This window comes from Pseudomonas sp. RIT-PI-r, from assembly GCF_001297015.1.
Lineage (GTDB): Bacteria > Pseudomonadota > Gammaproteobacteria > Pseudomonadales > Pseudomonadaceae > Aquipseudomonas.
Window position 1 is genome coordinate 662,512 of record NZ_LIGE01000025.1, and the last position, 13,124, is coordinate 675,635.

Sequence of the window (13,124 nt, forward strand, 5' to 3'; positions counted from 1 at the left end):
ATCCTGCGGTGGGCGGGCATGGGCCGGTATTGGCTGTGCGCGATGCCTTCTCCTGCATGCTCTTCTGCGAAGATCCTTTTCGAGAAGACAATGATTCGACCTTTCAACACTTCTGCTCCAACCCTCTTGTTTGGCTGCCTGTTCAGCCCTCTGCTGCTGGCGGATGACGCGCCACTGGAACTCAATCAGCAAATCGTTTCCGCACCGTCGGTGGAGTCCACTACGGTTGCTGACATGGCCAAGTTCGGCAGCAAGGTCGAGATCGTCACCCGCGAACAGATTGAACGCGCCGGGCCCAGTGCCGATGTCAGCCGCGTGATGCAGATGTTCATTCCCGGCTTGTATGTGGCGCCGAAAAACGGACCGTTCGACTACGGCACTTATTCGCTGCTGGGCGGGCGCAACGACGACACGCTGATCCTGCTCGATGGCGTGCGCCTGAACAATCGCTTGTACGGTGGCCTCTATCTGGACACCCTGCCGGCTAACGCCATCGAACGCATCGAAGTGCTCAAGGGTGGCCAGAGTCTGTTGTTCGGCACTCAGGCCGTTTCCGGCGTGATCAACATCGTCACCCGCAGCCCGCAATTGCGCAAAGCCTCCGGCGAGGTCAACCTGGGCGTCGACAGCTTCGGCGGCACCACCGAAGATGCGCGGGTCGAAAATATCTTCACTAACGGTTTCGGCGATCTCGGGTTGTTGGCGTATGTCAGCCACAACGTCTCCGACGGTTATCAGCCGTATCGCAATCGCGACATGAAAAACGTCAGTGAGAAAAACCGCGCCTACGAAGTCACCACGTTTGGCGGCAAGGCGATTCAGTCGTTCGGCGATGACGCGAGGCTGGAGCTGTTCTACCAATACGCCGACGCCAACCTCGACTTCGCCCGCCCGGTGGACAACCACACAACCACCAACGATCGCGTACAGCAGATCGCCACGGCGACTTTCGAGCAGACCATCAATGAGCGTCTGAGCTACTTCGTCAAAGGCCATATCAACGACTGGGACACGCGCTACACCCGCGTTAACAACGTCGAGGGCGGCGGTACCAAAGTCATCAACCACAACGACTATTGGGGCTTCACCGATTGGGGCGTGCAGGCAGAAGGCAAGGCTGAACTGCCCGGCGGCCATGTACTGGTGTTCGGCAGCGACAACCAGTGGTTCAAGGGCCAGGACGATGTGCTGATCATCGACAACGATAAGGCCGAAGCCCACGCGCTCTACACGCAACTGCGCCCGCAGATCGACGCCCTGCCCGACTGGCACCCGAGCATCGGTGTACGCCACGAAGCCATGGGCGGCGGTGACAGCGCCACGGTCGGCATGCTCACTTCGCTGTATGACCTCAACGACAACTGGTCGGTGCGCGGTCAATACGGCAGCGCCTACAAATTGCCGAACGCCGAGCAACTGTTCGTCAACGAGCCGGGCGACGAGATCGGCAATCGCAACCTGAAACCGGAAAAAAGCCGCAACGCCGAACTGGGTGTCGACTACAAAGGCTTCCTGCTGGATCGTGAATTCAGCGCCAGCGTGACCCTGTTCAAACGCAAGATCGACGATCTGATCACCCTCGATGACATTCAGTGGGTCAACGGCGAAGGCACGATCCAGATGCGCGGTTTCGAGGCCGACGCCAAGCTCGCGCTCAACGAGCAGTGGAGCCTGCAAGCAGACATGACCCGCAACCTCACCGAGTCGCGCACCGGTGTGACCATCAACGATATTCCGAGCTTCTTCGCCCGTTCGCGGGTCGGCTATGAAGCGGAAAACCGTTTGTGGGGTGCCGGCGCTGCGATCCGCTACATTCGCGACATCAAGAGCTCGAAGCAGGTCGAGTACGGCAACTATTCAGTGGTCGACGCCGACGCCTATCGCTACCTCGACAACGCCCACCAGCACCGCGTGAGCCTGCTGGTGGAAAACCTCTTTGATCGCGATTACGTCACCAGCCGTTCGAGCAACGTCAATAACCTCGGCCGGCCGTTCACCTCCGAAGTGCGCTACACGTACCGCTTCTGATGAGTGAGATCAAAACCGTCGACGGCGTCGACACGCACCCGGACTGGTCGCACGTGCCCGAGCACGCGCGCCATGTGTTCCTCTGCACCGGCCCGCGCTGCACCCAGCGTGGCGCCTTGCAGTTATGGAAAACCCTGCGCCGGCATTTGTTCGCGCATGATCGCATCGAGACGCCGGGCGGGGTCTTGCTGACACGCACGCACTGCCAGTTTCCGTGCAATCAGGGGCCAATCGTGACGGTGTATCCGGAGCGCTGCTGGTATGGCGTGCACAGCAAGGAAGATGTACAGCGGCTGGTCGAGGGGCATTTGGTGGGCGGTGAGGTGGTCGCGGATCTGTTGATCAAGGCGCGGACATGAGCCGGTTGTGGCTGTTGTTGGGTGCTCTGCTCTGCACGACACCGGCGCTCGCCGAGCTTTATCGCAATTGCGGCGAGGACTGGCGCGCCGCTGCGCCCTCACGCATCGTCGCGCTCAATCAGCATGCGGCAGATCTCGTGCTGGCACTGGGTGCCGGGCCAGCACTGGTCGGCGTAGCCTATCTGGATGACACCGATGCCGGGCAACTGCCATCCGAGTACTTCGGCGTACCGGTGATCGCGCGGCAATACCCGGCCAGCGAAGTGCTTTACGCACAGAAACCGGATCTGGTGATCGGTGGATTTGCCACGGCATTCGGCGACGGGGTGACCTCACGCTCGGGACTGGCGCGCAATGGCGTCGGTTCGTATCTGCTGGAATCGGCCTGCAACGGGCATTCGCTGGATTACTTCGCGCATGTGCGCAATGACTTGCTGACGCTGGGCAAGCTGCTGCACCGACAGCAAAAAGCCCAGGCGTTGATCGAGTCCATGGCAGCCGACCTCGCCAGCGCCCGTACCTTGACCGGCACAGGTAAACCGCTGTCAGTGTTCTATCTCGACAGCGAAGTCAAAGGCCTCGACAGCGAAGGCCAGCGCGGCTTCGTCACGCCGCTGCTGGCCGCCGCCGGCGCACGCAATGTGTTCGCCGACATCGACCTGTACCGAGTCACCGTCAACCGCGAAACCCTGCTGGCCAGCGACCCGGACGTGATCCTGCTCGCCGATGCCGAATGGTCTCCCGCCCGCCGCAAACGCTACCTGTTGAACCACGACCCGGTGCTGTCACAACTGCGCGCGGTGCGCGAGAAGCGCATCCTCGAAATCCCCTTCACTCACCTGCTGCCGACCTTCAACAGCGGCCGCGTCGCTTTGGATCTGGCCCGCCAACTCAACGCATTAAAAAAAAAAAAATGACCCCGCCGTACCACGCGCCACCTAACGAACAGACCATCAGGAGGTAGCCAATGCAAATCGAAACCGTGTGGATCGTACTGGCGGCAGTTCTTCTGCTAATCGAACTCTGGGCCATCAATCGGGTGCGCAAGAGCGAGGGGAAATCGAGCAATAAAGGCGTGTGGATTGTGTTGATCGTGTTTGTGCCGTTGTTCGGCTTGATTGCCTGGGCATTGGCGGGGCCCAAGCATGTCAGCCAGCGTGCAACGTGACCTGCGCCGCAACTTCGATAACGTTTAGACCGTGGCCGGCATTTGCTTGTCGGGGTCAGTGATCCCCTCGCCAAGTCGACGAATCGTCGACTTGGGCAGAGTGGGTGCGTCCGCCAAAATGGTATCCAGGCGTTTACGCATATCGGTCACCACGGCAGCCAGCGAGCCTTCTGGGCTGCCAGAGGCCAGTTGCTCCTGAATTTCCCTCGCCAGCGCTCCCAGTTTTTCCGCCGTATCCTGATGCGCCGAGGCTCGCGTCTCGAAATTCAGGAAGGTTTGCACCGAGCTCAGCACCAAGGTCAGGATCGAGACAAATCCCGCCAGATAACGCAGCCAGACCAGCGATTGGTCATTGATCGAACTGAACACACTGGCGCTCACCACTGCCGAAAGCGCAACACAGGGAATACCCAGTTTCCAGCTGACTCGCTCGAAATCCCGCGCACTGACCTCGTGTTCAATCTGCAGCCTTACAGCCATGCGGCGCCATTTTTCAAGCAGTTCAAGCTGGCCCATCGGTGCAATCCTCTACGTGCGTTGCGAAGAAGAAACCGGCGCTTGCGGCAATCGGTTGCAGGTCGGATCAGGTCATATTCGTGGGCGCAACTTCAACTCCGGCAGGGGTTTGGGTACACGCTTGTCCAGGCGGGTACCGGGCGTTGTCTGTTGGCTTGCCGCAGCCATGCGCGGCACCGACAGCAGTTGCTCGAGCGTCCACTTGGCCAATCCTGCCTGACTGCCATACAAGCCTGTCGCGGGGTCCGCTGACCATTGGCCAAGACCCGTGAAGCGATAGGATTGCGGGCCGACAGGCTGGCTGAAGAACCTGCTGTAATCGCCCGTCGTGCCGGCTGTCACTTGCAGCCCTTTGTCCAGATGCTGCAATTGTTCGCCAAGCGATGCGAGCAGCAGCCGCAAACGGATCAGTTGATGGTTTTCCCAGTTCATTTCAAGGGTTTTACCAGGCGCGCCGAAGCGGGCCACAAACTCGCGCCCGGCGGTCGCGCCATATTCACTCAGTTGCAAGATGCGGCTCTGCGGCATGGCGAGGTTCAGCCCGCCTTCGTCGGCGGTCAGCCGAACAAGGCCGATACGGTCACGAAAACCCGGCAGGTGTGAAAGGGTTTCATGATTCCAGTCCTTGGCCACACTGAGCGCAGCGGACAAAAATCCGATGATCGATCCCGCCCCGCCTCCTTCGGTAAAACGGCGCCAGTAGGTCAGCCGTGCACCGCCGTTATCCTGCGCGAACACGACCCGCTGATCGCTTGCCGAGTCGGCCACGCCGAGGTCAAGACCGAAGGTCGGTCGAGTCGGCAGTGGCTTGTCGAAGAAATGAATGGGGAAGTTCGAGCCCACTCCACCGTCGGTAAACCAGCAACGCTCAGGGGCAACGTACTGCTGCGTCTGAAGCTTCTTGCGGTAATCGATGCAGTACAACGGAACCGCGCTGAGCAACAACGGAAAACTGAGGCTCATGCGCGCGGCCAGAATGACTGGGAGATCACCCGGCTCTGGCAAATTGAACAGATCGTCGACATCTGCCGGGGCAGCGTCCGTGCGCCGTTGATCTTCGGCTGGCGGCCGAGCGTTGGCGACCATCCAGGTGACGACGTGTGCCGGGAATAACTTGGCGAACTCGGAGCGCCTGAACATGAACTGTTTGTTCTCGCGCACGTTCTCGTCATCATCGAATGGCAGTCGAAAAGGCCTGCCCAACGTCAGACAAGTGGTCATCATCTGCAGGTCGATGCCATGTGCCTGGAGATCAGAGAAGGTCAGTGGTTTCTGTTGCCCGGGAAACGCCTGTGCCTGGCCGGCCAGATCATCGATGTAGCCGCTCAGCCACTGGGTCAGCGCTTCATCTTGCTGCGGATCGTCGTTTTCGGGCATGCCCGAGCAGAGGCCGAAGCCATTGCCCGGCAGTTCCTGAAAAAGCAGTCGGGCGGATCGCCAGAACAGGGTGCCCGCCCCCAGCAAAGCGCTGAAGCCCAAAAGCCAGAGCGCCACAGCCCAACTCGATGCGCTGAACCACAGGGGCAGCGTTCCCACGATCAGCGCCAGTCCTGCGGCCAACCAATGACGACGCAGCAACGTCGCCAGCACCGCCAGGATACGTGCGCCGGGCTGCTGATCAGACACACAGGCCATCAATACATCGAAGATTGATCGCAGCGCCGGCAACGGTTTGAACAGCGCTGAGAGTTTTGTGCCCCGCCCGTCCGCAGACGGCGAACCCAGGTACCCAGGCAGTTTGGCCAGTTTGACGAAACCCTCGGGGTCGGCGGCTACCAGCCCGGCCTCGAAGCGCTGTCGCCCCAGTTCTGCCGCCGCCGCAGCAGCTGCAGCAATGGCGCCTGCGCTGGTACCGCCAATGGAGCGCAGCCGGAACGCGCTGGACAGTTCCTTGATCGCCAATGGGTAGACGATGCCGCTGGTGATGCCTCCTTTCATCACCAGATCGCACTCGGTTGCAAATGGCTGCGGCGGCTGACTTTGCGGGTCAATGGCTTCGCTGTCGACAGCTTGATTTAACTCAGGCATCTCGCTCCCTTACCCTTCAAAGAATGATTTCGCTCAGCTCGGCGAGTTGCATGAACACTGGCTCGCCGTGGGCAACGGCTTCCTGTCCGGCCTGAATGCCGGTCAACGGGTCACTGGCGACATAGGCACTGAAGTCATAACCCGTCGCCTCTGCCAAATCGACAATCGCCACCTGGAATGTGCGGTAAGGACCCAGTTCGATTCCTTCCACCGCCTCGTGCCGGGAGCGTTTCTCCAGAAGATCGCGTAACAACTGGCCCTGACTCAGAACGTAGGCCGTGGTGTGCAACGCTTTGCCCTCAGCATCGAGGGTCGCGACCAGTTTCCAGAACTCCAGCGGCGCAATGGCGCCGTCAATACATACTTCAATCTCTTCTGAGCCTTGCTTGCGCAGGATCGGACCGGTAAACACGCAGGCCTTGAAACCATGGGTGCGTGCGCTGTCGAGAATGTAGTTTTCCAGACCCTGCCAGAGTGCCTTGCCCTGGTTCAACCGCGAGTGTTGCGCGGCGGCATTGACGTAGTGAAAGGTGTCGAAGTTGGCCTGTTCGGCTTCCTGCTGGCTGCCCCAGTTCGGGTCTTCACGTCGAACCATGTGGCCGCGGTCGATCTCTTCGTCCTGGAAGTTTTGCGCCCCGAGTTGAATGTCCCGGGGAATTCGCTCGTCGGCAAACCACTTGTCGGTACCCCGCTTGATCCGCACGGCTGCCGCGCCATCGATGTTCACGGCAGTGATCAATGGCAGTTTGTGGGTGGCTGAATACTTGACGCCGAAATGGGTGTAGCGCAGCTCATTGGGTTGCTCGGGGGTGTCACTTGGCACGGCAAGAGAAAGCTCCAGATCTGCGCTCAATACGGGCCAAGGGGTTTTGACCGTCTGCGTTGTCTCAGCAGTTTTCAGAAAGGCTGTATCGAAGCCTTTTCGTTGACTGAACCAGGCGGCGTTGTGGCTGCCATCGGCGGCTTCAACCAGTGCAGTCGTGTGCGCCTGCGCCTGCAACTGCACGGAAACCGGACGCAGACCCCGTACCAGTTCCAGTATCCGCGCCGCTGGAACCGCACTGTTCTCCTGCAGGTAAGCCCCGCTGAAATGCAAGCCGACAACCTTGCCGTCGCTCAGGCGGATCACCGGCGAACCGGAGTTGCCGCCCAGGCTTGTGCAGTCATAGGACAGTACCTGATTGGCGCCTGGCGGCTGCATGATCAAACCCGGAGCGAAGCGCTTGACCTCATAGAGTTGGCCGAAGTAGTTCGCTTGTGCATCGGCGTTATTGCGTGAGTCGTAGGCCGGATAGCCGATCAATGCGACCAGATCGTTTATTTGAACAGACTCAGTGTCTTCAATCAGTTGCATGGGGGTAGGCAAGGCAAAGTCTGCCGCCTCGATCAACAGCAAGGCGACGTCGGCGGAGGCATCGTCGGCCAGATACTGAACCTTGGTCAGCGCTACAGTACGGCTTTTGTCGCCGACCTGGCTGTGGACTTCTTCGCGAAAATCGATGGCGGCGCCCATGCGTATGCCGGATGTGTTGCGCAGGAACACCCCGGTGCCATCCGCGTTACGGAGGGCGACCAGTTTGGCAACATGACGATTAGTCACGACCAGCGTGCCCGCCCCGGAATGCTCTACCACCCAGCCTGTACCGCCCCAAGCCATATGATGATTGCGAAACTCGATGCGACCCACCGAGGGAATCCACTGCTCGACACCACGGATCAAGGTGGAGGTTTGCGGCGGCAATCTCGGCAAAGGTTGCAGCTCCACGCGGTCATTACTGACCAACATTGATGGGCGCCCGACCAGTTTGATTATCGCCTCGAAATTACCCGGGGTACCCTGCCCCAGTATCGGCTCAAGGCCACCACCGGCTTTTATGGACTCAAGACTCGCGTCGGAGAATCCGCCCCATAGCGATTCCGGTAGCCGGCCGCTATTGAAAGCTTCTTGAACCGCCGCTTCCATCTCTGGCGTCAGCTTCGCTTTCAAGTTGTTTATCCGCTCTTCGTTCGTCATGCCAACCTCCCCTGTTTCACAGTTCACCGTGCAGGATCAAAACTGTCAGTGCAGGCGCGAATAGTGCGGGGATTGCGCGCGACAGCAATTGACGGGTAATAACGCGAGGTAATTCCGGATCCGCAGACTGGCCTTTTTGCACAGCCAATGGTGCATTGATCCGTTTGCGTAACAACGACCACAGCGCAGCAGAGGGCATGCTTTCATCCCACACCCGCAGCTGCTCCTGGGCCTGTTGCAAAGGATTTTTCGAACCGAGCAGGAAACGCAAGCGCGTCTCGACGGTGTTATCCAGCAACGGGCGCTGCTCCCAACGGCCAAAACGCCGCCCGATCGACCAATTACCGGCCATGGTTCGTCGCCAGCGCTCGGCGGCGCGGCCAATCAGCAAGAGGTTTTCGTCGCGGCCGACAAATGCACTGGCCTGTGCCCAGTCGGCAAAAAGACCTATGTCGGTCAACGTCCCCAAAGGGTCGTTGGAGTTCATCCGTACAGGTTCTGGTGGCCACTGTTCAATCAGCCCGCCAGCCCGGCCGACCATATCGGCAAAACGCTCGGCGGCACCGAGTAACTCGCGATTCTGCGGTATTACCATCAGGTTTTTGGCGAAAGACGCATACGGCGTCAGTGTGGCGAGTACCCGGCCGGTCTCGAATGCATTCTGTGTAGAGTTCTGCGGGATGAAGCGAGCCATGCGCTGATAACCGAAATCGACCGCCCCGGCTGCTCTGTCGCCCGAACCGTCAAGCCAGACATTGCGAGCTGCTGCGGCGAAATTACCATTGCGTTTTTGCCGATAAGTGAACTCGCAAGGCGTGGACAGATTGTCCATCAACAACGCCAGCGCCCCAAGATGAGCACAGTCGTCACTCGCCGAATCCGCAGCCTGGGCGAGGCGTTCTATGCCAGGCTGCCATTCCCGCCAGCGCTGACGCAGCCGATCCGGGCTGAATTCGGCACGCATTTCCAGCCGAACCAATGCCAGTTCTTCTGGCAACTCATAAACGTCAGCGTCTGAGTCGGTGAAGCGATCGCGCTCCGCCAGCCAGCGCTTCGCCTCAGCCCACTGCCCCGATCGCCAAAGCAGCATGCGCACCGCGTCTGCCGCCGGTGAGCGAACATCCAGGTCGCCCTCACTGACAATGCTGCGCGCCAGATATGCGCCCTCCACCCAGTCCTGACGTTTGAGTATCGTCAGGCTTTCACGCACGATCACCGCCTCGCGACCCGGTGAACCGGTCGACCAGTCTCCACGCAACTCGCTGGTGCGCTCGCCGCGAATGACGCGCAAGCCGTCAGCCACCGGGCGGGGCAACTCTTCCAGCGTCTGTTCATCAAACTGCGCGGCAATTTGACTGGGCACGCTCGGCAGCGTATTTCCCACGCGAGTCAGTTGCAGTTGGTGATACACCGTTTCAACCTGAGCCCAAGGCTGATCGAGCTTGGCAAACCAGCGCAGCGCCGCCGCATCCACTCGTGCCGATTTGACCGCGCTGGAGCTGTAAAGCAGAGGCAGCAACAATGCGCGCATATCGCTGCGATGTTTGAGAAACCCCGGTGCGCCGGGATCGGGCTCGACCAGCCAGTGCTGCGTCGCCAATTGTTCCCAGAGCTTTTCCGCGTGCTCAATGGTCAGCTTGCCAAGGCCCAATGCCGGTGCCAGAACTTCGCGAATCACTTGGGCATTGATACGCCTGACGATCAGGCCCGGGTGGGCCAGCCGTTTGAGCAGCGGGTCGTCGATACGCGACAGGAGCAATCTGTAGAGGAACGCCGAGCTGATCTCTTCGCCGCGTTTACGCCTTGGCAAGCGTTTGTCGCCGGTACGCTTGGCGATTTCAGCCCCCAAGCGCAGCTTGAGCGGATTGCCTTGGGCCAGTTCAAGTAATTCACGCCAGTAGCGCTGCGGTGCACCGAGCTTGAACAGAAACTCACTGGCCGCAGGGTGATCCAGCCCCATCAGTTCGAAATGCTCAAGGTGTCGGGGACGGCTATTCGACAGTTTGTCTGCTATGCGCTGCACACTGTCGAGCGCGTCACCGCGCCCCGCCGCCAGTACGTGCATTGGCTTCACGCCGTGCTCCAGCAGACTGTCGAGCCAATCGAACAGTCTGACCGGATGGGTTTCGCCGCGACTGCGCAGCACCTCCAACGTATCGAGAACCACCAGCACCGGGCGCCGTGATGAGGCGACCGCCGCGCCCAACCGGCGGACAAGGGTGGTTGGCAGCGCATGACGATGGGTCGAATGGCTGGCCTTTTCCTTGTCGAACACTTCGCCGGCCTTGAGTCGAGCGTCTTGCAACTCCTTGATGCCGCTATCCATCTGGTCTGCGAGCTGTCGCGTGGCCTCCATGGTCAGGCCCAGTAAATCCTGGACATCGAGCCCGGCGCGGTCAAAATCAAGCCGCAAGATCAACGGCCGCTGCTGCGCGTAAGTGCGCCGAACCGACTCCGCCAACAGCGTCGACTTGCCAATACCCGGTGCCCCACTCAGAAACAGACAACTCGCAGGCGGCGCCAACGCAGGAAAGTCCAGCCATGCGGCGACTCGCGCATACTCCATTTCTCGGCCGAAAAATCCGCGCTCGGCAACCTGCGCCATTTTCTTTTCCCGGTCCAACCTGACCAGCGCCGCGTGTGCCTGTGCCAGCAGATCGTGGCTCGGCGCACGTGCCCCTGCTCGATCAAGCGCAAGAATGATGCGCTCGAATGCCTCCCGTTCACGCGCCGTTTGCAGAGTTTCCTCAATCTGTGCGCGTGACAGCGGCGGCTCGTCCAGCAGTACGGCGAGAAGGTCCCGGGTTTGTTGATCAGTCTCCAAACGACGCCGTTTCGCCACGCCCGCGACCAATGCCGGCTCGCTCAAGGCTTCGAGAAGTGCGTGGCGAGCTGGTGTGCGAATGAGCCAGAAGCCTTCTGCATCGGCGGGTCGGGTATCGCAAAAGTCAGCCAAACGGGTCGCCGCCATCGCGAACTCCCCAGGCCCGCTCGCAGCTTTTAGCGTCGTCAGTGCCTGGCCTGGCTTGAAAGGCCCGGACAGCGCAGCAAACAGCAAGGCATCCTTCTCCTTGGTGGAATTCATGGCCGAGGTCCTTTTTTGCAAAGTTTTTGCAGGCGTTTCTGCAACCGTTCGGCAATCGTGGTGCGCAAAGTGCTGCCGTACTGTCCGTTGACAGGGACAAGCCCCTCCAGTGCCTCCTCCACCCATTCCTCGGCGAACTCCCTGCTGATGGGGCGTCTCAAGTCGCGAGTTGCGGTATCGATAAGGCTCAAGAGATCTTTGGCATTAACGTGTGACAGATACTCGGTCATCAGCCCGGGCGGCCCCTCACCGAGGGCGTCGCCGGGAAACTCGAACTGCGCACCGGGCATCTGCACGGCTTCAAAACCTGCGAGGGCAATCCTCAGGTTTTCCAGGCGCATAGCCTGATCGACGAAGGCGGTCAACGCCCACCGGGGCTCATCGCCGAACATGACCGCCGGGTGATCGAAGAAGACCCAAAGGCGAATGCCCTGCTCATGCGCACGTTCATTGAGTGATTGCGCCACGCGCCGGGCACGATCAGCGATCATCGCCTCAGGCTCGGTCTGGTCGATGCCTGCGCCAGCCTGGGGCGTCGGCGGCTGGACGCTCAGCCCGGCGTCGGTTGCGCGGCGGGCGATTTCATTCGGCAGGTCATGGACAATCGCATCGAAACTGATGCGGATCAGACGAGTGCTCGGGCTGCGTGCCACGAGGCTTTCGAGCATCAGGAAGGTGAAAGGCAAACCGGACAGATCATTGACTAGATCGACCCGGCGAATCCATAACCCTCTGGCGCGTGGCGACCCGCGCATGGCGGTCTGGTAGCCAATGAAAAAGTCGTCGCGCCCGACAATCAAATTGCTCTGCGGGGTGCCGTCAAGCGACCAGAGCATTGGGGGCAGTTCGTCGTTGGCGATGGCCTCTTTGACGTGCTCATGGAAACGAATCAATGGGATCAGCCGGCCAAGGCCTTGCGCCCGTCCTTGATGTATACCTGTCAAAGCGAATTGGTTGTCGAAGCAACCACCGCCCGAAGAGCCTGTCTTGTTTGTGCGCGTGCTATAGCCCCAGCGCGCCGTCAAATTACGCAGCCGTTGCAGTCTGGCGAACTCAATACCATCCCACTGGCCTTCTGGGTAGGAAACCAACATTACATCGGGAGTCCCCTTGAACGCATAGGGCGGTGCGGCAAGGTTCGCGTAAGTCAGATGAATGCCGGCCGGCTTTTTCAGACGCAACAGCGCAATATCGTGCGCATGTTCGACTTCGCTGTCATTTTTGGGTGCGCGGCCACCCACTGGAGGCCACTCCACCTCACCACAAGGCGATGAGGCCGACAACAATGCAACGTCGATCTTGCGCCCGTCTGCAAGCACCACATCGATTTTCGATAACAACTCCTGCTCGGGCTTTTGCCCCGCCTTGGCGATGACATGCCAGGCGGTCAGAACCGAACTTGGTCCGACCAGAATGCCGGAGCCTTTCACATTCCCTTGAACGCGGATCGTGCATCGAAAGGATTCCAGCCGGACTAGAAAATCACCTAACTTTTTAGTATCGAATGACGTTGCAGAATCGTCGGGGTCTACGGGAGGATCAACGGCTGGTGCAGGCCAGACACCTCGCCCGCGTAGCCCCAACAGGAACGAGGAAAGACAATCCTTGAGCTTGAGCACTTCGATCCAGTTGCTGGCCCGATCTACATCGACGCCATCGGCACCGGCATTCAGACCGTCAGCGCTTGGGGTATCGTCTCGCCCCAGCCGCATCTGCGCCAACACCTCGACAGCCTGGGCATAGGCGGCAGGGTCATTGAAGATTCGCTCAAGATCTTCAGCGTCAAAATTCAGCTGATCTGCAACATCATCCGGGACAGGCATCTCACGTCTAGCCTCCAGCGCACAGGAAAGCAATCAAGACAGAGGGAGACGCAAGACTACGGCGAGGCCCTGGTCCAGTGTTTCTCGGATCCTTCCCTACTGC

Annotated in this window: 9 protein-coding genes; 4 read left to right on the plus strand and 5 right to left on the minus strand. The window is 60.0% G+C overall.

Going from position 1 to position 13,124, the window contains the following annotated elements:
• Positions 1-90 precede the first annotated feature (90 nt).
• From AK821_RS14775 to AK821_RS14790, 4 genes are read left to right on the plus strand one after another with little or no spacing between them, the layout of a single operon-like run.
• On the plus strand, positions 91-2,028 hold the full coding sequence (locus AK821_RS14775) for a TonB-dependent receptor plug domain-containing protein (protein ID WP_064390354.1): 1,938 nt from the start codon (positions 91-93) through the stop codon (positions 2,026-2,028).
• On the plus strand, positions 2,028-2,387 hold the full coding sequence (locus AK821_RS14780; RefSeq protein WP_064390355.1) for a (2Fe-2S) ferredoxin domain-containing protein: 360 nt from the start codon (positions 2,028-2,030) through the stop codon (positions 2,385-2,387). The genes AK821_RS14775 and AK821_RS14780 overlap by 1 nt, the downstream gene beginning before the upstream one ends.
• Entirely contained in the window at positions 2,384-3,304 is a 921-nt protein-coding gene (locus AK821_RS14785; RefSeq protein WP_064390356.1) for an ABC transporter substrate-binding protein, read from the plus strand. Before AK821_RS14780 ends, AK821_RS14785 begins: the two co-directional genes overlap by 4 nt.
• A 50-nt stretch (positions 3,305-3,354) precedes the next feature.
• Positions 3,355-3,555, plus strand: a complete 201-nt coding sequence (locus tag AK821_RS14790) for a PLDc N-terminal domain-containing protein (protein WP_064390357.1) — start codon at positions 3,355-3,357, stop codon at positions 3,553-3,555.
• A 24-nt stretch (positions 3,556-3,579) separates the two neighbouring features.
• On the opposite strand, the gene AK821_RS14795 is transcribed toward AK821_RS14790, so the two are convergent.
• The 5 genes from AK821_RS14795 to AK821_RS14815 form a co-directional block, all read right to left on the minus strand.
• On the minus strand, positions 3,580-4,071 hold the full coding sequence (locus AK821_RS14795) for an SLATT domain-containing protein (protein WP_064390358.1): 492 nt from the start codon (positions 4,069-4,071) through the stop codon (positions 3,580-3,582).
• Between the two features lie 72 nt (positions 4,072-4,143).
• A complete protein-coding gene (locus AK821_RS14800) occupies positions 4,144-6,099 on the minus strand; it encodes a patatin-like phospholipase family protein (protein ID WP_082355446.1) in 1,956 nt (651 codons plus the stop codon).
• A gap of 16 nt (positions 6,100-6,115) precedes the next feature.
• On the minus strand, positions 6,116-8,113 hold the full coding sequence (locus tag AK821_RS14805) for a DNA/RNA non-specific endonuclease (protein ID WP_064390359.1): 1,998 nt from the start codon (positions 8,111-8,113) through the stop codon (positions 6,116-6,118).
• 16 nt (positions 8,114-8,129) lie between these two features.
• A complete protein-coding gene (locus AK821_RS14810; RefSeq protein WP_064390360.1) occupies positions 8,130-11,198 on the minus strand; it encodes an ATP-binding protein in 3,069 nt (1,022 codons plus the stop codon).
• Positions 11,195-13,021, minus strand: coding sequence for a S1 family peptidase (locus AK821_RS14815; protein WP_064390361.1), 1,827 nt, complete (start codon positions 13,019-13,021; stop codon positions 11,195-11,197). The genes AK821_RS14810 and AK821_RS14815 overlap by 4 nt, the downstream gene beginning before the upstream one ends.
• Positions 13,022-13,124 lie beyond the last annotated feature (103 nt).

Coding starts and splice junctions, on each gene's coding strand:
- AK821_RS14775 (WP_064390354.1), top strand. CDS start 91: ATGATTCGACCTTTCAACACTTCTGCTCCAACCCTCTTGTTTGGCTGC.
- AK821_RS14780 (WP_064390355.1), top strand. CDS start 2,028: ATGAGTGAGATCAAAACCGTCGACGGCGTCGACACGCACCCGGACTGG.
- AK821_RS14785 (WP_064390356.1), top strand. CDS start 2,384: ATGAGCCGGTTGTGGCTGTTGTTGGGTGCTCTGCTCTGCACGACACCG.
- AK821_RS14790 (WP_064390357.1), top strand. CDS start 3,355: ATGCAAATCGAAACCGTGTGGATCGTACTGGCGGCAGTTCTTCTGCTA.
- AK821_RS14795 (WP_064390358.1), bottom strand. CDS start 4,071: ATGGGCCAGCTTGAACTGCTTGAAAAATGGCGCCGCATGGCTGTAAGG.
- AK821_RS14800 (WP_082355446.1), bottom strand. CDS start 6,099: ATGCCTGAGTTAAATCAAGCTGTCGACAGCGAAGCCATTGACCCGCAA.
- AK821_RS14805 (WP_064390359.1), bottom strand. CDS start 8,113: ATGACGAACGAAGAGCGGATAAACAACTTGAAAGCGAAGCTGACGCCA.
- AK821_RS14810 (WP_064390360.1), bottom strand. CDS start 11,198: ATGAATTCCACCAAGGAGAAGGATGCCTTGCTGTTTGCTGCGCTGTCC.
- AK821_RS14815 (WP_064390361.1), bottom strand. CDS start 13,021: ATGCCTGTCCCGGATGATGTTGCAGATCAGCTGAATTTTGACGCTGAA.